This window comes from Thauera sp. WH-1 (assembly GCF_047806685.1).
In the GTDB taxonomy this organism is placed as follows: domain Bacteria; phylum Pseudomonadota; class Gammaproteobacteria; order Burkholderiales; family Rhodocyclaceae; genus Thauera.
Genome location: NZ_JBLQGP010000032.1, coordinates 1 through 18,704 on the forward strand (window position 1 = coordinate 1; position 18,704 = coordinate 18,704).

Annotated in this window: 14 protein-coding genes; 5 read left to right on the forward strand and 9 right to left on the reverse strand. The window is 65.9% G+C overall.

The window, feature by feature from the left end; translation table 11 throughout:
* Positions 1-170: 170 nt before the first annotated feature.
* The gene (locus ACMV5O_RS19700) at positions 171-857 is read right to left on the reverse strand and encodes a cytochrome b/b6 domain-containing protein (protein ID WP_416165053.1); all 687 of its coding nucleotides are present in this window, start codon (positions 855-857) and stop codon (positions 171-173) included.
* Between the two features lie 152 nt (positions 858-1,009).
* Positions 1,010-6,841 carry an excinuclease ABC subunit UvrA gene (gene uvrA, locus ACMV5O_RS19705; RefSeq protein ID WP_416165054.1) on the reverse strand — a complete coding sequence of 1,944 codons (5,832 nt, stop codon included), beginning with the start codon at positions 6,839-6,841 and terminating at the stop codon, positions 1,010-1,012.
* A 354-nt stretch (positions 6,842-7,195) separates the two neighbouring features.
* On the opposite strand from uvrA, the gene ACMV5O_RS19710 reads away from it, so the two are divergent.
* Positions 7,196-7,633 (forward strand): hypothetical protein, encoded by a 438-nt coding sequence (locus tag ACMV5O_RS19710; RefSeq protein WP_416165055.1) that lies wholly within the window; start codon positions 7,196-7,198, stop codon positions 7,631-7,633.
* Positions 7,634-7,708: 75 nt separating this feature from the next.
* Here the strand turns inward: ACMV5O_RS19710 and istB are convergent, their stop codons facing one another.
* The 4 genes from istB to ACMV5O_RS19730 all read right to left on the reverse strand — a co-directional run bounded on the left by istB (position 7,709) and on the right by ACMV5O_RS19730 (position 12,218).
* A complete protein-coding gene (gene istB / locus ACMV5O_RS19715; RefSeq protein ID WP_004257767.1) occupies positions 7,709-8,497 on the reverse strand; it encodes an IS21-like element helper ATPase IstB in 789 nt (262 codons plus the stop codon).
* A gap of 42 nt (positions 8,498-8,539) precedes the next feature.
* On the reverse strand, positions 8,540-10,066 hold the full coding sequence (istA, locus tag ACMV5O_RS19720) for an IS21 family transposase (protein ID WP_416165071.1): 1,527 nt from the start codon (positions 10,064-10,066) through the stop codon (positions 8,540-8,542).
* Between the two features lie 487 nt (positions 10,067-10,553).
* A complete protein-coding gene (locus ACMV5O_RS19725; protein ID WP_416165056.1) occupies positions 10,554-11,138 on the reverse strand; it encodes a hypothetical protein in 585 nt (194 codons plus the stop codon).
* Between the two features lie 33 nt (positions 11,139-11,171).
* Positions 11,172-12,218 carry a hypothetical protein gene (locus ACMV5O_RS19730; RefSeq protein ID WP_416165057.1) on the reverse strand — a complete coding sequence of 349 codons (1,047 nt, stop codon included), beginning with the start codon at positions 12,216-12,218 and terminating at the stop codon, positions 11,172-11,174.
* A gap of 27 nt (positions 12,219-12,245) precedes the next feature.
* Here ACMV5O_RS19730 and ACMV5O_RS19735 point away from each other — a divergent pair, with 27 nt between their 5' ends.
* The 4 genes from ACMV5O_RS19735 (at position 12,246) to ACMV5O_RS19750 (ending at position 14,641) form a co-directional block, all read left to right on the forward strand.
* Positions 12,246-13,004 (forward strand): hypothetical protein, encoded by a 759-nt coding sequence (locus tag ACMV5O_RS19735; RefSeq protein WP_416165058.1) that lies wholly within the window; start codon positions 12,246-12,248, stop codon positions 13,002-13,004.
* Positions 13,005-13,133: 129 nt separating this feature from the next.
* Positions 13,134-13,412 carry a BrnT family toxin gene (locus tag ACMV5O_RS19740; RefSeq protein ID WP_416165059.1) on the forward strand — a complete coding sequence of 93 codons (279 nt, stop codon included), beginning with the start codon at positions 13,134-13,136 and terminating at the stop codon, positions 13,410-13,412.
* Entirely contained in the window at positions 13,372-13,692 is a 321-nt protein-coding gene (locus tag ACMV5O_RS19745) for a BrnA antitoxin family protein (protein ID WP_416165060.1), read from the forward strand. The genes ACMV5O_RS19740 and ACMV5O_RS19745 overlap by 41 nt, the downstream gene beginning before the upstream one ends.
* A 76-nt stretch (positions 13,693-13,768) precedes the next feature.
* Entirely contained in the window at positions 13,769-14,641 is an 873-nt protein-coding gene (locus ACMV5O_RS19750) for a helix-turn-helix domain-containing protein (RefSeq protein ID WP_416165061.1), read from the forward strand.
* On the opposite strand, the gene ACMV5O_RS19755 is transcribed toward ACMV5O_RS19750, so the two are convergent.
* From ACMV5O_RS19755 to ACMV5O_RS19765, 3 genes are all read right to left on the reverse strand, one after another.
* Positions 14,573-15,544: a LysE family transporter gene (locus tag ACMV5O_RS19755; RefSeq protein WP_416165062.1), complete on the reverse strand. Its 972-nt coding sequence runs from the start codon at positions 15,542-15,544 to the stop codon at positions 14,573-14,575. The two genes, ACMV5O_RS19750 and ACMV5O_RS19755, sit on opposite strands and share 69 nt — an antisense overlap.
* A gap of 698 nt (positions 15,545-16,242) precedes the next feature.
* Positions 16,243-16,623 carry a hypothetical protein gene (locus tag ACMV5O_RS19760; protein WP_416165063.1) on the reverse strand — a complete coding sequence of 127 codons (381 nt, stop codon included), beginning with the start codon at positions 16,621-16,623 and terminating at the stop codon, positions 16,243-16,245.
* Entirely contained in the window at positions 16,620-18,581 is a 1,962-nt protein-coding gene (locus ACMV5O_RS19765) for an RHS repeat-associated core domain-containing protein (RefSeq protein WP_416165064.1), read from the reverse strand. The genes ACMV5O_RS19760 and ACMV5O_RS19765 overlap by 4 nt, the downstream gene beginning before the upstream one ends.
* Positions 18,582-18,704: the final 123 nt, after the last annotated feature.

Here is an 18,704-nt window from a genome sequence, read left to right on the forward strand (position 1 = left end):
GCGCTTCACTTCGTTCGCTGTGATCAACTTACGGCGGGACTTGCACCCGCAGGAGTGCGCCCATGCTGGGCGCACAAGAACGAAGCCACCCCGCGGGGTGGCTTTTTCGTGGCTGGGTGGATGGCGCGCGGCGTTCGCTGGCGCCCGGTGGGCCGTTGCCGCGCAGCCTGTCACCAGGGCGCGACCGGCGGCGGGGGCGGCGGCTCGATGAAGCTGCCGGTGGCGAGGTACAGCACGCCGGCGGTGATCGCCAGCGCAATCAGCAGGGCCACCACGCCGCCGCCTTGCGCCGGCTTGGCATCGGCTTCGTCAACGTCCTTGTGGCCGGTGATCATCGGCCCGACCAGGTTGTCCTTCTTGACCAGCGCGTAGAACAGCACCGCGCCCACGTGCAGGCCGACCAGGATGATGATCGGCCAGTAGTTCTGCCGGTGCAGGCCGCTCAGCCAGTTGCTGGTGTCCGAGCTCACCAGCGCGCGCAGCGGGCCGGAGAAGGCGATCTCGTCATTGGAGAAGAGGCCGGTCACCGCCTGGTAGAGCATCACGCCAAGCAGGGCGATCACCGACAAGGCCCCCAGGGGGTTGTGGCCCAGCCCGCTCCAGTGCCCGCGCAGGTGCGCCCACAGGTGCGCCGGACCGGGCACGAAGTCGCTGAAGCGGGCATAGGTCGAGCCGATCACCCCCCACACCAGGCGGAAGCTCAGCAGGCCGACAATGGCGATGCCCACTCGACCATGCCACTCCATGTAGCTGCCGCCGAGTTGGCCGGTGACATAGGCGGCCACCGCCAGCGCCGCCAGCAGCCAGTGAAAAAGGCGGGTGGGGAGATCCCACACGCGTACTCTCGTCTTGCTCATTCGAAACCCTTCACATTGAGGAATGATCCGCGGAAGCTCGGCGTCCGCGGCCACTGATGCATCGTTTCATGCCCGTGCGTCTGCCATGGCCCGCACACGTCATGCCGCCCCAATGACTCCAACATCGGCTCGGGGTTCCGTGGCGGTCCGCTTCAGACGCCCTGGCGCAGCGCGAAAAACGCGTTCAGGTGCCGCCCGGTGTGCGATTCCGCCGTCGCCATCGCCACCTCCGGCGGGCCTTCGGCGACCACCCGGCCGCCGCCCTCGCCGCCTTCCGGGCCGAGGTCGATCAGCCAGTCGGCCTCGGCCATGACGTCGAGGTCGTGCTCGATCACCAGCACCGTGTGGCCAGCGTCAGTCAGGCGGTGCAGCACCCGGATCAGCTTGTCCACATCGGCCATGTGCAGGCCCACCGTCGGCTCGTCGAGCACGTACAGGCTGTGCTTGTCGGCCGGCAGCGGCACGCCGCCGGTATCTTCAGAATCGCCCGGGCGGCGGCGTACCTTGGCGAGTTCGGTCACCAGTTTGATGCGCTGCGCCTCGCCGCCAGACAGCGTCGGGCTGGGCTGACCCAGGGTCAGGTAGCCGAGGCCGACGTCCTGCAGCAGCTGCAGCGGGTGGGCGATGGCCGGGTGCGCCGAGAAGAAGTCCACCGCCTCGTCCACCGGCATCGCCAGCACCTCGGCGACGGTTCTGTCCTTCCAGCGCACCGACAGCGTCTCGGGGTTGAAGCGCGCGCCGCCGCAGCCCTCGCAGGGCGTCTTCACGTCGGGCAGGAAGCTCATCTCGACGGTGGTCTGGCCGGCGCCGTCGCACACCGGGCAGCGCCCGGCGCCGGTGTTGAAGGAGAAGCGCGAGGCGTTCCAGCCGCGGGTACGGGCGTCGAAGGTGTCGGCGAAGAGCTTGCGGATCGCGTCCCAGAAGCCGACGTAGGTCGCCGGGCAGGAGCGCGGCGTCTTACCGATCGGGGTCTGGTCGACTTCCAGCACGCGGCCGACCTGCTGCCAGCCGTGGATGGCCTTGCAGCCGATCAGCGCCTGATCGACCTCGTCCGGCTGGGCCTGGCCGCGGCGGCGGGCGCGGGTGGCCTCGGGGTCGCCGAGGCGGGCGCGCAGGTTGGCGTGGATCACGTCGCGCGCCAGGCTGGACTTGCCCGAGCCGGACACGCCGGTCACCACCGTCAGGCGGGCGAGCGGGATGCGCACGTCGACGTCGCGCAGGTTGTGCAGGCTGGCGCCCTCGATGCGGATTGCCGCGTGGTCGTCCGGGACCGCGCGGCGCGGGCGCAGCGGGTGCTGCAGCGGGTGGCGGAAGCATGCGCCGGTGGCGGATTCGGGCGCGGCGAGCAGGTCGTCGATGCGCCCTTCGGCCACCACCCGACCGCCGCGCACCCCGGCACCGGGGCCGAGGTCGATGACGTGGTCGGCGCGGCGGATGGTGTCCTCGTCGTGCTCGACCACCAGCAGGGTGTTGCCACGGTCGCGCAGCGCCTCCAGCGTGTCGAGCAGCAGGCGGTTGTCGCGCGGATGCAGGCCGATGGTGGGCTCGTCGAGGATGTAGCACACACCGCGCAGGTTGGAACCGAGCTGCGCGGCCAGCCGGATGCGCTGCGCCTCGCCGCCCGACAGCGTGGGCGCGGCGCGATCCAGCGCCAGATAGCCGAGGCCCACGTGCTGAAGGAAGGCGAGGCGGCCGCGGATCTCGCTGACGAGATCACGGGCGATGTCGGTTTCGCGCTCGTTCAGCGCCAGATCGGCGAAGAAGCCCGCTGCCTTGTCCACCGGCTGCGCAGCGAGCTGGTGCAGGCCGAGCTCGCGGAAGCGCACCGCGCGCGCCACCGGGTTCAGCCGCGCGCCGTCGCAGGCGGGGCAGGGCTCGTCGCTGACAATCACTTCTTCCGCATCGCCGAGGTCGAGCGCGTCGGGGTCCTCGATGCGCGCCGCGGTCTTCAGGCCGGTGCCGTAACACTTGGGGCACCAGCCGTGCTTGGCGTTGTAAGAGAACAGGCGCGGGTCCGGCTCGGGGAAGCCGGTGCCGCAGCTTGGGCAGGCACGCAGCGTGGAGAAGGTGATCGGCGCGGCGCCGAGCTTGCCGATCTCCAGCACCTTGATCACGCCCTTGCCGATGTCCAGCGCCTGGCGCACGAACTCGCGCAGCGTGGCCTCGTGCTCGGGCTGCACCACCGCCATGCCGGTGGGAAGCTCGATGTTGTGCTCCTTGTAGCGGTCCAGCCGCGGCCACTTGGCAGTGGGCAGGTAATCGCCATCCACGCGCAGTTGCGTGTGGCCCTTGCCGCGCGCCCACTTGGCGAGATCGGTGTACAAGCCCTTGCGGTTGACCACCAGCGGCGCGAGGACTTCGATGGACTGGCCGCGCAGCTCGCGCTGGATCTGGGCGACGATGGCCTCGAAGCTCTGCGGCGTCACCGGCACGTTGCAGTCCGGGCAGAACTGCGTGCCCAGCTTCACGTACATCAGGCGCAGGAAGGGGTGGATCTCGGTCAGCGTCGCCACCGTGCTCTTGCGCCCGCCGCGGCTGGTGCGCTGCTCGATCGCCACCGTAGGCGGGATGCCGAACAGGCCATCGACGTCGGGCCGGCTGGCCGGCTGCACGAACTGGCGGGCGTAGGCGTTGAGCGATTCCAGATAGCGGCGCTGACCCTCGCCGAACACGATGTCGAAGGCCAGCGTGGATTTGCCCGAGCCGGACAGGCCGGTGATCACGGTGAACTGGTCGCGCGGGATCTGCAGGCTGACGTTCTTGAGGTTGTGCTCGCGGGCGTGGCGGATCTCGATTGCGGGGGCGGAGATCGGGCGGTAGGTGGCCCGCGGTTCCGCCGCAACGAGCCTGGAAATAGGGGACAGACCCCGATTTCCAGCTGGAAATTGGGGTCTGTCCCCTATTTCCTTCGTGCGCGTCTTCTGCAGTTCCGCCGCGTAGTCGCGCAGCGCCCTGCCGGTGTGTGAGCTTTCGTGGGCGCGCACGACCTCGGGCGGGCCTTCGACCACGATCGCGCCGCCGCCTTCACCGCCTTCCGGGCCGAGGTCGACGATCCAGTCCGAGGCGGCGATTACGTCCAGGTTGTGCTCGATGACGATCAGCGAATGCCCGGCCTGCAGCAGCTTGTCGAAGGCGCCGAGCAGCTTCGCGACGTCCTCGAAGTGCAGGCCGGTGGTCGGCTCGTCGAACAGGAACAGCAGGCCAGGCTCGGTCGGTTCGGCCTGCAGCCCAACCCCGGCTGAAGCCCCCTTGCCAGCCCGCATCCCGCGTCCGCCTGCTTTTTCCCCAGTTTTACTCCCAAACTTATCCACAAGACTGGCTTTGCGTACAGTCTTCTTCTGCGCCGCCTCGGCGAGGTGGCCGGCAAGCTTCAGGCGCTGCGCCTCGCCGCCCGACAGCGTCGGCACCGGCTGGCCGAGGCGCAGGTAGTCAAGGCCGACGTCGGCCAGCGGCGCGAGCGCGGCGAGCACCTTGGGATGCGCGCGGAACACGTCCAGCGCCTCGTGCACGGTCAGCTCGAGCACGTCCGCCACCGACAAGGCGTTCCATTGCAATTCAAGCACTTCCGGCCGGTAACGCTTGCCGTTGCAGTCCGGGCAGCGCAGCCACACGTCGGACAGGAACTGCATCTCGACATGCTCGAAACCCGAGCCAGTGCAGGTCGGGCAGCGGCCGGTGCCGGCGTTGAAGCTGAAGGTGCCGGGGGTGTAGCCGCGCTGCTTGGCCTCGGGCAGGGCGGCAAACAGATTGCGGATCGGGTCCCAGGCGCCGACATAGCTCACCGGGTTGGAACGCGAGCTCTTGCCGATCGGCGACTGGTCGACCATGACCACGCCGCGCAAGTTATCCACATTTTCGAGGCGATCGAACACCCCGGGCGAGTCGGTCGCCTCGCCGAAATGCTTGGCCAGCGCCGGGAACAGCACGTCCTGGATCAGCGTCGATTTGCCCGAGCCGGACACGCCGGTCAGGCAGGTCAGGCGCTGCAGCGGAAAGCCCACCGTGAGATCGCGCAGGTTGTGCTGGCGCGCGCCGACCAGCTTCAGGCGCGGGGTGGCGGCATCGACCGGCCGCGGCGGGCGATCGACGTCGATGCGCTTCTTCCCCGCCAGCCAGGGGCCGGTCACCGAATCCGGATTCGCCGCGATCTCGCCCGGCGTGCCGCGCGCGACGATGTTGCCGCCGCGCTCGCCCGGACCGGGGCCGATCTCGAGCAGCTCGTCGGCGGCGACCATCACCTGCGGGTCGTGCTCGACCACGACCAGCGTGTTGCCGGCATCGCGCAGCCGCGTCATCACGCCGAGGATGCGGCCGATGTCGCGCGGATGCAGGCCGATCGACGGCTCGTCGAGCACGAACAGGGTATTGACCAGCGAGGTGCCGAGCGCGGTGGTCAGGTTGATACGCTGCACCTCGCCGCCCGACAGCGTGCGTGACTGGCGGTCCAGCGTCAGGTAGCCGAGGCCGACGTCGGCGAGGTAATTCAGCCGGCTGCGGATCTCGCCCAGCACCAGCTCGGTGGCCTCGTCGGGCATGCCGGGGATGTGCAGCGCCGCCACCGCCTCGCGGATGCGATCGACCGGCATCGCCATCAATTCGTGGATCGCAAGACCTGAAATTGGGGACAGACCACGATTTCCGCGGAAATTGTGGTCTGTCCCCAATTTCAGCGGCAGCCGCCACAGCAGCGCATCCGGCTTCAGCCGCGCGCCATGGCAGGCCGGGCATTCCGTGTAGCTGCGATAGCGCGACAGCAGCACGCGGATGTGCATCTTGTAGGCCTTGCTCTCCAGCCAGTCGAAGAAGTGGCGCACGCCGTACCAGTAGCGCGGCCAGGAGCTGTCCCAGTTCTTCCACTTCGGGTCGCCCTCGAACAGCCACTCGCGGTGCTCCGGTGGCAGGTCGCGCACCGGGATGTGCATCGCCACGCCATACTTCTTCGCCATCTTCTCGAGGTCGGCCTGGCACTCGCGATAGCTCTCGGTCTGCCAGGGCTTGACCGCGCCTTCGGCCAGCGTCTTCGACTCGTCCGGCACCACCAGCCCGAAATCCACCCCGATCACCCGCCCGAAGCCGCGGCAGGTCTCGCAGGCGCCGATCGGCGAGTTGAACGAGAACAGGCCGGGCGTCGCCTCGGAATAGTGGATGTCGCAGTCCGCGCAATGCAGGCCGGACGAATAGCGCCACACCGCCTCGCCCGGCGTCCCATTCTTCGACGCCGACTTCACGCCCTCGCCCGACGCATACACCGACAGCCGCCCATGGCCGCGCGCCAGCGCCGTCTCCAGCGCCTCGGCCAGGCGCGCATCCTCGGCGTTCGACGCGCGAAAGCGGTCCTGCACCACCTGCAGCACGTCGTTGCCCTCGGCGCCGCCCGCGGCGATGCGTTCCTGGATTCGGGTGTAGCCCTGTGCATTCAGCAGGCCGGTCACCTCCGCCTCGCTGAAGTTCGACGGCACCGTCACCGGAAAGCACACCACCAGCCGCGGATCGCCCTCGGCCGCCGCGCGCGCGCGCAAGTCGGCGGCGATGCTGTCCGCCGAATCGCGCCGCACCGGCTTGCCGCAGCAGCGGCAGTGCAGGTGCGCAGCGCGCGCGTACAGCAGCTTGAAGTGGTCGGCGAGCTCGGTCATCGTGCCCACCGTCGAGCGCGAGGTGCGCACCGGGTTGGTCTGGTCAATCGCGATCGCCGGCGGCACGCCCTCGATCCGGTCCACCTGCGGCTTGTCCATGCGGTCGAGGAACTGACGCGCGTAGGGCGAGAAGGTCTCGACGTAACGCCGCTGGCCCTCGGCATACAGCGTGTCGAACACCAGCGAGGACTTACCCGAGCCGGACACGCCGGTCACCACCGTCAGGCGGTTGAGCGGCAGGTCGAGCGACAGGTTGCGCAGGTTGTTCTGGCGCGCACCGCGGATGCGGATGGCGTCGGCGATCGAGGCGGGGGCGTCGACTGGGGTGTAGCGAGGCGCGGAGGCGGGCATGGGAGCAAGGCGGAGACGGAAGCCGCCATTTTAGTCGGCGGGGTGCGTCTCGGACTCGTGGAGCGGGGGGAAAGGTTCCCGCGGGAGGTGTTGCAAGGCGTGGGGTCGGCCACCAAACGCCGATCGTTGCCGCCGTTCGACCTTGCTCCGTCGCATGCGAAGAGAATGACGGCTTAAGCGATTCTCCAATTCACACTACCGACCCCTATGTGCAGGACGCAACTATGCGCAGTTCCTACAGGGGTCACTTGATCCAACGAGCCGCGGCCCGGTGTCCGATGGGCTCGGTCATCGCAATCCTCGACATAGTTTCCGCTGTCGAGTGCAGTGGTGGCTCCATCTCAGGAGACCACCATGGGAAACACACGATCGCCTCGACCCGCCCGCATCGACTGGCTCGCCGAAGGGCCTCTCGCGCCTCATGTTGATGCATTCAAGCAGTACCTGACTGACCGCGGCTACGCCAAGACCACGTTCGTCAATTGCGTCGGCAGCGTTGCCCACTTCGCTCAGTGGATGCATGACGGCCGCCTGCCCGTCAGCCAAATCAATGAGGCAGCCGTCGCCGAGTTTCTTGACGATCATCTTCCGAGATGTCGTTGCACCGGCGCTGTTCACCGTGATCGACGCAATTTGAGCGCAGCCCTCGGGCATCTGCTGGCGGTATTGCGAGCAGAGGGCGTAGTTGCCCCGCCAACGATGCGCACAACGCCAGTGGACGAGGAGCTGCGTCGTTACGACGAGCACATGGAACATGTACGCGGTCTGGCCCCCAAGACCAGATGTCACTGACCGCCACAATAGAGCCACCGATGATCGGCATATAGAAGCCACTCGAACCGGGCTCTGACGGACGTCGTTGGGGGGTCAAGAATCGATGTTTTTCGGGGTGCTGGCAAGGGCGTTTTTCGCCCGATTCGGCCCCTGTCGCGGGGCACGGTAAGAGGCCCCGTCGAGGGTGAGGCAGTAGGCGTTGTGGCGCAGGCGGTCGACGGTGGCCGAGGCGAGCAACCGGTTGCCGGGGAAGGCCTGGTCCCACTCGGTGAAGTCGAGGTTGCTGGTGACGAGGGTGGCAGCACGCTCGTAGCGCTCGGCGATGAGATCGTGCAGATCCTCGTCGGCGGGGGCGCGAAGGGGTTTGAGGCCGAAGTCGTCGATGATCAGCACCGGCACGCGCGCCAGTTGCTGGAGCTTTCGCTCATAGGTGCCGACCGCGCGCGCGGCGTTCAGGCTGGCGAGCAGTTGCGCGCAGGAGGCGAAGATGACGTCGTGCCCCTGACGCACGGCGCAGTGTCCGAGCGCCTGCGCGAGATGGCTTTTCCCGGTGCCGCAAGGACCGACGATCAGCACCGGGGCGCGCTCGTCGATGTAGCGCCCGGTGGCGAGGTCATGGACCAGGGCGCGGTTGGTCGAGGGCAGGCGGTCGAACTCGAAGCCTTCGAGCGTCTTGGTGGCCCGGAAGGCCGCGCGGCGCAGCCGGGTGCCGAACTTCTTCTGCTCGCGGCGGGCGATCTCGTCCTGGATCAACAGGGCGAGGAATTCCGTGTAGGCGAGCTTGGCGTCGATGGCCTGGCGGTTGCGGGCGTCGAGCGAGTCGAGGATGCCGGAGAGGCGCAACTGCTTGAGCTGCGGCGCCAGTTCGGTGGCGGGGTTCATGGTGAGGCTCCTTGGGTGAAGTGGGCGCGCGCTGCGCCCGGGTCAGTGAAACGTGGGGCCTTCGTCTTCGAACAGCGACGCGGTGGCGCGCGCGAAGCGGGCACGGCCGGCATAGGGCTCCGGGGTGATCGTGCTCACCGGGGCGAGGTCATGGCCGCCGGCGAGGATGGTCTTGACGGTGCGGTAGTGCGGGCTGTCGTGGGCGATGGCCCGCTCGCACGCGGCCTCGAGGCGCGCGGCGCCGTATTTCCCCTTGAGCGCGAGAACGCCTTGGGCGGCCCGCAGGCGCTCGCTGACGCGATCTGAGAGCAGTTGCCCGATCAGCTGCGCGCACGCGTCTCCGATCTCGCGGGCCTGCTGTAGACACCAGCTGCGGTCGTGCGCGAAGAAGCGCTGGGCGGCCGGCGGCAGATGGTCGGAGACGGTGCGACGCTCGCCGGGGCGCCGTGCGCGGGCATGCGTGGCGACGGGCTTGAAGTCGTGATAGACGGTGACCACGGCGTCGGTCGCCCGCAGCCACAGCGCCTTGCCCACCAGCGCGAACGGCACCGAGTACAGCGCGCGCTCGAAGCTGACGTGGCAGTCGCGATGTACCGTCACCGCGTGCCAGGTGCCCAGATCCGGCGGCACCTCGGGCAGCGGCAGCAAGGTGCTGCGCTCGACCGCGAAGGTGTCGAGCGGGCGCACGCGGGTGGTGCCGTGAATGCGCAGCCCGGCTTCCTTCAGCACCCACTCGCGCGCTTGCGCGTTCAGATCGGCCAGATCACGGAAGCTGCGCGTGGGCAGGAAGTTGCCCTTCACGTATTTGACGCCGGCCTCGACGATGCCCTTCTTCTGCGGGTCGTGCGGCGGGCAGGCGTCGATCCGGAAGCCGTAGCCTTCGGCGCACTCCGCGTAGGCGCGCTGCACCTGCGGGTCGTGCATGCAAGCGCGGGTGATCGCGCACTTGGCGTTATCGATGATGAGCCGCGCGGGCACGGCGCCGAACCACTCGAAGGCGCGGCGGTGACAGCCCAGCCAGGTGCGCACGCTCTGGTCCCAGACGAACTCCACGTACTGGTGACGCGAGAAACACAGCGTCATCACGAACGCCCACGTGCGGCGCAGCTCCCCCGTGGCGGGGTCGATCAGCTGGGGACCGGCGCCGAAGTCCACCTGCGCAGCCTCGCCCGGCGCGAAGGTCAGGCGCACCGTGGCCTCGGGCGGCTGCTCGCGGCCGATCTGCGCGATCAGCCGGCGCACGCTCGAGTAGTGCCCGCTGAACCCATGCTCACGCTTGAGCGTGGTGTGGATCACCACGCCGGAGACACCCTGCCCGAGCCACTGCTCGACCAGCGGCCGGTACGCAGCAATCGAGGACTGGGCCGTCGCCGGCAGCTTCGGTTGCCCGAGCGCGGCGGCAATCTCGGCGTCCTCGGGCAAGGGACGCTCAGGATCGAGCCAACCTTGGGCGTGGGCCAGTTGGCGGAAGCGGGCCGCCTTGCTGCGCCCCATCAGTTTCGAGCGCGCGATCTCGCGCTCGGAATCGCCCTGGCGCATGCGCATCAGGGCCTGGCGGTACTCGTACATCTCGATGCTCCTGCGGGCCACCGCCTACCTCCTGCCGAACAAAAAGGCAGCAGGGTAGCGATGGACCGCTCAAGGTCGAGACGTCCGTCAGAGGGGAAGTGGCTCCATTACGCCGATCCGGCGCTGGCCTCTATGTGCCGATCCGCGACTGGCTTCTATATGCCGATCACGGACTGGCCTCAATGTGCCGATCACGCGGTGGCTCCATTGTGCCGATCATCAACTGGCTCCAATGTGCCGGTCGGTGACAAGCTTCAAGGGCGCCTTCTGGCCAGCGAGCTTGCCCCTGTTCCAGGGTTCACGCGGCGTAGCCGGTGTGTTCGTCGTCGTGTTCATGATGAACTCCTCTTCTCGGTTGAAGGGAGTTCCAGTGTGGAACGTAGCGCTTCTCCAGGAGAGTAGTGCGGTATTGGTCTCGCGGTCGCTGACCTTGACCAACTGGACTGCCAGGGCTCTGACTCTCCCGCCCGTTTCGCCAGCACAGCCATCAATGAAGCTGGCTGGATGCTGCCGGCCCCGGCGCCTGAAAGGCCGCGCGCGCCTGTGCGAGGCGTCCCTCAAGTTGTTCCTTGGACAAGACGTCCTGCTCATGCAGCCAGGAGAACTTTGCGATCTCGTCCTCGAGGGTGTTGCGGGTATCCAGTTCGCCATAGAGAGCAAGGAGCTGGTCCTTTCGCCGCCGGTTGATTTCATCGACGATCCGATCATGTTCGCGGTCCTGGATCACGAGGACGTTGCCCGCTTGCGTGCGGAAAACTGAATACTTGACGGTCGCCCAGCGGTACCCGACGAGGCAGATCACCCCGATGAGGAGCCAGAAGCCTCGCCCCTGAAGTGAGTCGCCGGTGATCATCGCGTGCCCCAATTGCAGGACACCGATGACGCACCAAATGAGTCCGGCATTGCGCAGCCATTCGCTCCGCTCGATCGAGACCGAGGCCTTCGTCGGGAAGCCGGCGTACCGTACGTCGATGTCGCCGGAGCCGGTGCGATCCTTGTAGGCATAGTTGAAGCTGTCGTCGTTGAACGTGAACTTCAAGCGGTTGGAACGCTTCTTCTGGTTGATTTCCACGGAGTCCTCCTGCTCGTGGGTTGTCTTGCGCCGTCAGGCAAGCCGCTTGATGAGCGCCACGACGCCCAGCAGCAGCGTCAGTTTGGCAATCGACAACAGATTCTGGATCATCTGCTCCTTCATCAGCGCTCGACCTTCACCCCGGACCCGCACCCACGGATAGAGCACGAGCACGCCCCACAGGGCGACAGGCAGCAGCGCAACGAGCGCGAACCAGGCGACGCCGCCATTTCCGACGCGCATAACAGCCTCGTCGGAGTTGAACGTCGCTTTCAACACCCAGGGCGTGGCGGGATCGCTGGTGTGCAGGACGGTGTGGCGGGCGCCCGGCGCCGCACGGATATACACATCCCGCGACACCGGAAGACGACCGCGCTCGCCGGTGTCCAGGATGTGGCCCTCGAGCGTGTAACCGGGTGACAGGCTGAAGCCCGACGCGGGCGGTGTCAGGGCGGTCGTGACGAAGACCGCCTCTCTGGCCGGATCGATGCGCAGCACGAGGCTGCCGTGCTCGACGGCGCCTCGAATGATCAGGAACGCGAGGATAGCGACCACAATCGTCACCAAGATGGCGCTGGGTGCTGCGAGGGCTTGCAGCCGTCGCGATCGGCGCGTTGCGCGCTGCAGTGCCAAGAGGCCTTTGTTGTTGCGCTCGAGCAGCAAGGCGGCGGCCGATGCGGGCTCGAGCGTTCGACGCCCCTCCTGGTCCAGGAAGTTGAAGTGCGTGGCGGATTCAAGGCCGGTCAGCAAACGCGCAAGGGATTCAATCAGGTTGTCGCTGCTCAACCGTTCGGCGTCGACGGCGAGGCTTACCTCGATCGAGTTGTCGTAGGCGCCGATCAGGACTCTCCCGCACTCCCACGTACCGACCAAGCGCGCGAAACGATGCAGGCGCCGGATCGAAACTTCCGGGTCCTGAACGCGGCCGAGCAGATCTGGTACTTCTTCTGCCTCCACCTGCACTGACTGCAGATCGGGAAGCGCCTTCTTCAATCGTTCGATGGTTTCACGCGCACGCGTGGACAGCGCCGCGCACGCTTCAGGGCTCTCGTCGGCCGCCCAACGCGCATCGGTTGTCATGTCCGAGCCCTGCTGCAGAAGGCGGGGGTGGACAAGCACGAGGTCGACATTGTAGCTATGCTGCATGCGTTTCCCGCCGATCAAGAGCCGCCCGGAATTATGCCGAAGAAATCAAAGCCGACAAGGTACAAGCGACTTGTGATGGGCATGTTGCTGTCGCTCCTGGCTACCAGCCCAAGTCTGGCCAACGACCGTGCTGCCGGCCGGACTTTGCGTCCGACAGCGGTGGCCATTCACATCCACGAAGAGATCGCCGACCAACGCTTTGTTCCGAAATTGGTAGCGCGCCTGCAGGACACCCTTGCACCACTGATCGTGACGATCCCGACCAAGATGGATCTCGAACCTTTCCGGCCAACGCTCGGGCTCATGGATGCGCGTCCGCTACTCGATGCCTTGATCGGCGGCATCGACTGGCGACGGGACGGGACCGTCGTGCGCTTCGTCGTGATCGCCGACGACATGCAATTGAAGCCGGCCCGTTTCAACTTTGCCGCCAGTGCGGGAGACACGAGTACGCCGTTTCACCTTTCGATCGTTTCGCTTGCAAGGCTGCAGCAACTCACCGACGGCGGGCGCGTGGATGGCGACCCCGACCGCACCGCCCAACGCGTGTTCAAGCTGATCGCCAAGAACACTGCCCGGCTCATGGGATACGCGTCGAGCGATGCCTGCCTTTTCGCCTTTCCCCGCAGCCTTTCCGAGCTCGATGCCACGCCTGAGAACTTCTGCGAGCCGGATCTCTCGGCCCTTGTCGCGGCGGGCATCGCTCGATCGCCGCAGTAATCGACGGCCGGCGCGCGCGCACGAAGTGCTTGGCTTGCCGTTGGTGAGTGGCAGCAGCTTGCGTTGCCGGTACCCAACGATTTCCATAGGCTTTAAGTAACTACAAATAGAAGCTACAATGAATCGGCAATGGAACTTGAATGGGACGCCGACAAAGCGGCACGCAACCTGAAGAAGCACGGCATTTCCTTCGAGGACGCCGAGCTTGTTTTTTACGACTCCGGGCGGATTGAAGCCTACGACGGACGCGAGGATTACGGGGAAGACCGCTGGGCCACGATTGGCCTTGCCTACTCGGCGGTCCTGTATGTCGTCTACACGACTCGACACGAGGACACCATCCGCATCATCTCTGCGAGGAAAGCAAATGCCGACGAAAGAAAGCAATATCGTGAAGCGAACGCTTGACCTGAAGAAGCCGCCGCGGTTGAGTGCCGAGCAGAAGGCTCGACTGGATGCCGCTGCTTCGATGCCGGATGAGCAGATCGACTACAGCGATGCGCCTGGTCTTCAGGACGCTGTGTGGATGAAGGCAGCGGCGGACTTGCCCCACACCAAGCAGCAGATCACGCTGCGCCTTGATGCCGAGGTGCTGGCGTTTTTCAAGGACTCGGGCAAGCGGTATCAGTCCCGAATCAATGCCGTTTTGCGCGCCTACGTTGAGGCGCATAAGGCGCACGCGAAATGACCAGCAGCAGCACGCAGCTCGAGCTTCAAGCCCTCGCCGCCGTAGGAGAGATGCTGAACATCACCCGATCAGTCCCATGAGCACCCCGGTTTTCTGGCGAGATCCTGCGCTTCCTCATGTCGAACTCCGCAAGGTGGAGGACGGGCGTAGCGTCTGTTACGCGCCGCACACCCACACCGAGTGGTCGATGGGGGCGATTACCCGCGGCGAGAGCACGTTCGTGCATGGTGATCGGCAGTGCCGCGTCGATGCGGGTTGTCTTGTTTTCATCAACCCGAACTGGGTTCACGTCTGCAACCCGATCGAGGGGCGGTCCTGGGCGTACCTGATGCTCTACGTCGACACGCAGTGGCTGGTGGATTTGCGCTGCAGGCTGGGCTTGACGCAGACGCCGAAATGGCAGGATCTGACGCCCGACGCGATGCGCTCGCCCGAACTTTTCGACGGATTCATCGCACTCACGGACGCGCTGCTCGACAGGTCGCTTTCCGTCGGCGAGAAGAACGAGCGTTTGCTTGCATTTCTGTCGACACTGCTGCCGCGACTCGCGGCGAGCGAGGCGCCACGGGGCGCCTCCGAGAGGCTGTGTGCGCTCGCCGACTATATGGACACGCATTGTGCTGCCGAAGTCTCGCTCGACGTGCTGTCCAGGCAAGCCGACATCAGCCCTGGCCATCTGATCCGAAGCTTCAAGCGCCACTTCGGGATGACGCCCCATGCCTACGTGATCAATCGCCGCATCCAGCGCGGACAGCGCGCGTTGCGGCAGGGGCAATCGATTGCCGACGCCGCGCTCGACAGCGGCTTTTCGGATCAACCGCACTTTCAACGCATGTTCAAGCGACTACTGGCCGCCACGCCCAAGCAGTATCGCCTGGGATCAGTCGATGAGCAGAAACACACAGCTGCCGGCAAGCAAGGCGGCGAGTCCGCGGTTGACGGTGCGTAGTACGGCAGGGCGGGCCACCTGGCGGCGCAGGAACGCGCCGGCATAGACCCAGCACGTGAGCGAGGCCCAGCAGATCGGGGCGTAGAGCGCGGCAAACAGAACCAGTTCGCTCAGGTTCGAGCTGTTGGTGTAGGCACCGATGCCCGATGCGGATGCCAACCAGGCTTTGGGGTTTAGCCATTGCATGAATGCGCCCGCCATAAACCCCGGTGGGTCGGCTTGTTCGCGCGCAGCGAGTTCGCCACTGTCCCGCGCAAGCTGCCAGCTCAGAAAGAGGAGAAACGCGATACCGCTCCAACGCAGCAGAGCGGTCAGGATGGGCAACTGCGTGAGCACCGCGGCGAGGCCCAGACCGACGGCAAAGAAGAGCATGATGAAGCCGATCGTCGCGCCGGTGACGAAGCCTAGGGTCGCACGCATCCCATAGCGGGTGCCGCTGCCGAGGCAGACCATGTTGACAGGGCCTGGGGAGATGGACGCGGCGAGGGCGAATGCGGACATCGGAAGTACGAGCGCGAGACTCATTCGGAAACTCCAGAGTGGTCGAGTGCGCGTATGCTGATTCCGAAGTGCAGCCGCGTATTGAATGAAATTGCTGCATCCAGCGGTGCCGACGACACTGCCGAGGTGATCGGCGTAAAGCCACGTCTTGTTGGTTGTCGTGAAGTCTTCGTACCACACCTGCGGCTCGTCGAGACCGAGACCGTGCACGTAGCGGCGCAGGAGCGTGCCCGCGCCGTCGTACTCGGACACCAGATCCGCACCGTCGTAGGCGAGATCGGTGATCGCGCCGGCCAGCGTGGTGCGGCGCAGCCGGCCTTCGGCGTCGTAGGCGAGCGTGGCGGCGTAGCCGGCCTTCGGCGTCGTAGGCGAGCGTGGCGGCGTAGCCAGTCTTTGTCGCACTCTTGAGCTTGTTGTCGGCGTCAGTCCAGCTCTGGCCCACGATTCCCTGCACCTGGTTGCGGGTGTAGGTCGTGGTCTGGTCCTGCGCGGTGCCGGCGAGGTTGTGGCTGAGGCTGGCGAGCGCGCCCTGGGTGCTGTAGCCGTAGCTGGTGGTGGTGCCATTGCCCAGCGTGACCGTGGTGCGACGGGAGAGGTCATCCCAGGCGTAGGTGGCGAGGTTGGTCGTGCCCAGCTCCTGGATCGCGCTCGGGCGGTTGAGCGCGTCATAGGTGGTGGTGACGTAGAAGGCGGTCTCGGGCCAGGTCAGTCGCGTGCGGTTGCCTGCCGGGTCGTACTGGTAGGCGAGCGTCTTGCCGCCGGCCGTGGTGCTGGTCAGGCGCCCGGCTGCATCCCACACGTAGGCCACGGTGTGGCTCGCGTCGGCGAAGCTCGCCTGGGTGCGACGGCCCAGCAGGTCGTAGGCGAAGGCGACGTTGTCCGCGGCCGTGGGGTAGCTGCGGCTGGTCAGGCGGTGCAGGTTGTCGTAGGCGAGCGTGGCGCGTAGCCGGTCTTGGTCGCGCTCTCGAGCTTGTCGGCGTCGAAGGCTTAGGTACAGACAAACGTGGGGACAGACCATGGCCTCGCGGCGATTCAGCCTCTACAGCGCGGCGGGACCCCAAAATCGTGGTCTGTCCCCGATTACAGATTACACTCGTCAACTAATCCACTTCGATGGTCGGCGGGTCAAGTGAAAGCACATCGACAATGTCATTCGCAGTAGCCACCATATAGTGAGTCAAGGGCCCACCAGGGGTAGGGCCGCACCGCTCCTCATTAAACCAGACGAGGAAATCGGAATTGTCCACGCGGTAAAAGCTCTTGCTCATACCTCCGGTTCTTCGCATAGCTGACAAAGTAAGCAAGGCATCTCCCTCGTCAAGCTTTCGATACGCCATGTAGGAGTCGAACTGCAGCCTTACTCTTGAACCGTCAGTACGAACCAAGGTAAGTACGAGACTGCCCGCGCGATCGACCAACTCCTCAAGTTCAAAGCGAGCATTGCAGAAATACTCTTGCAATATTGGACTATAGATACTCATGGGTTGTATCTCACCTTGTCACGGTTTTTTCCATTCTGGATCTCAAGGGTCGGCCGTCCGTCAGTGCTATCGGGGCGTACGTTAATCTGGCGGCCATCCGGTAGCGTGCCTCGGCGCCCTCCATCCGGTAGCGGAGCAACATTAGTTGGACCTTTAGCGTCAAAATCTCTGTTCGCCTCATCCATACCGCCACCCTTTTCCCATTGTGTAGTTCGGCCCTTCGTTTTGTCACCTGGGGCGGCACCCGGAACCGGTGGCTCCTTGCCACCTGTCGTGTTCGCATCCTCATTGTAGATAGCGTTGGCCTTGCTCCCCATCCACCATCCTGCGGCCAAGCCTCCAACAGCGGTAGCCGCCTGCCCAACAGCGGAGGCTGCGGGTGGTACGCACGGAATGCAGTACGCAACTTGTATGCGCTCCCCTGTGAAACTTGTCCCCAACTGCAGTCCACCCACCCCACCGTTGAGTTGATCACTCTGAACAGCACTCAGCCCCAGCGGGTCGAACCGATTAACCGGGTTGTTGCCCACATACGCATACAGGTTCAGATCATCGGCCGTGCCGATCGGGTCCGTCTGCAGGAAGCGCCCGAGTGCCGGCGAGTAGAACCGTGCCTTGTAGTAGTACAGGTTCAGCCCACCCAGGTACTGCTGCCCGGTGTAGCGGAAACGCACGCCGGTGGTGACGTTCGGTTCGCCGAACGGGCCGTAGCTGTGGATCGCGGTGCTGGTGCCCGCGCTGTTGGCCGTGCCGATGATGCTGCCCAGGTGATCGGCGTAGAGCCAGCTCTTGGCGGTGGTCGTGCTGCCTTCGTACCACACCAGCGGCTCGTCCACTCCGGGGCCATGCACATAGCGGCGCAAGAGCGTGCCCGCACCGTCGTACTCGGCCACCAGATCGACCCCGTCGTAGGCGAGATCGGTGATCGCGCCGGCCAGCGTAGTGCGACGCAGCCGGCCTTCGGCGTCGTAGGCGAGCGTGGCGGCGTAGCCGGTTTTGGTCGCGCTCTTGAGCTTGTTGTCGGCGTCGAAGGCGTAGGTCCACACCCCGTCGCCGGTGAGGTTGCCCTTGGCGTCGTGGGTGAGCGTGGCGCCGGCCGCGGTGGTGTATTGGTTCAGGCCGTTGGCGGTGTAGCTCTGGGTGCCGTTGGCGTAGCCCGTCCATTGATACAGGTCGTTGGTCCAGCTCTGGCCCACGATCTCCTGCACCTGGTTGCGGGTGTAGGTGGTGGTCTGGTCCTGCGCGGTGCCGGCGAGGTTGTGGCTGAGGCTGGCGAGCGCGCCCTGGGTGCTGTAGCCGTAGCTGGTGGTGGTGCCATTGCCCAGCGTGACCGTGGTGCGACGGGAGAGGTCATCCCAGGCGTAGGTGGCGAGGTTGGTCGTGCCCAGTTCCTTGATCGCGCTCGGGCGGTTGAGCGCGTCGTAGGAGGTGGTGACGTAGAAGCTGGTCTCGGGCCAGGTCAGACGGGTGCGGTTGCCCGCTGCGTCGTACTGGTAGGCGAGCGTCTTGCCCCCGGCCGTGGTGCTGGTCAGGCGCCCGGCCGCATCCCACACGTAGGCCACGGTGTGGCTGTTGTCGGCGTACTTGGCCTGGGTGCGACGGCCCAGCAGGTCGTAGGCGAAGGCAACGTTGTCCGCGGCCGTGGGGTAGCTGCGGCTGGTCAGGCGGTGCAGGTTGTCGTAGGCGAAGGTGACCGTCTCGCCGCTGCGCTTCCTGTGGCTCGTGAGGCTGCCGACGGCGTTGTAGCCGTACTGCTCGTAGTCGGTGGTCGATGAGGTATTGACGGTGCTCGGGTGCGGGTAGCGCAGCTTCACCCGGCGGTCGTGGCCGTCGTATTCGTAGGTGGTGCGGTTGCCCTTGGCGTCGGTGAGCGTGACCGGCAGGCCGTTGGCGCTGTAGGTGGTGGCTGCATAGGTCTGCGCCAGCGCCGTGCCCACGGCCCGCTTGACCTGATGCACTCTGCCGTCGGCATGGTAGAGGCCAGCCCACGAATTGGGAAAAAACGTTCGGTAAGGCAAGCAATGGTGTTGAACTGGGAACAGAGCAAGACTGCGTCCGCCCGGCGAGAACGCCGACCAACA

Excerpts from the sequence above, each read along its gene's own strand:
- ACMV5O_RS19700 (WP_416165053.1), bottom strand. The coding sequence starts at position 857 with ATGAGCAAGACGAGAGTACGCGTGTGGGATCTCCCCACCCGCCTTTTT.
- uvrA (WP_416165054.1), bottom strand. The coding sequence starts at position 6,841 with ATGCCCGCCTCCGCGCCTCGCTACACCCCAGTCGACGCCCCCGCCTCG.
- ACMV5O_RS19710 (WP_416165055.1), top strand. The coding sequence starts at position 7,196 with ATGGGAAACACACGATCGCCTCGACCCGCCCGCATCGACTGGCTCGCC.
- istB (WP_004257767.1), bottom strand. The coding sequence starts at position 8,497 with ATGAACCCCGCCACCGAACTGGCGCCGCAGCTCAAGCAGTTGCGCCTC.
- istA (WP_416165071.1), bottom strand. The coding sequence starts at position 10,066 with ATGTACGAGTACCGCCAGGCCCTGATGCGCATGCGCCAGGGCGATTCC.
- ACMV5O_RS19730 (WP_416165057.1), bottom strand. The coding sequence starts at position 12,218 with ATGACAACCGATGCGCGTTGGGCGGCCGACGAGAGCCCTGAAGCGTGC.
- ACMV5O_RS19740 (WP_416165059.1), top strand. The coding sequence starts at position 13,134 with ATGGAACTTGAATGGGACGCCGACAAAGCGGCACGCAACCTGAAGAAG.
- ACMV5O_RS19745 (WP_416165060.1), top strand. The coding sequence starts at position 13,372 with ATGCCGACGAAAGAAAGCAATATCGTGAAGCGAACGCTTGACCTGAAG.
- ACMV5O_RS19750 (WP_416165061.1), top strand. The coding sequence starts at position 13,769 with ATGAGCACCCCGGTTTTCTGGCGAGATCCTGCGCTTCCTCATGTCGAA.
- ACMV5O_RS19760 (WP_416165063.1), bottom strand. The coding sequence starts at position 16,623 with ATGAGTATCTATAGTCCAATATTGCAAGAGTATTTCTGCAATGCTCGC.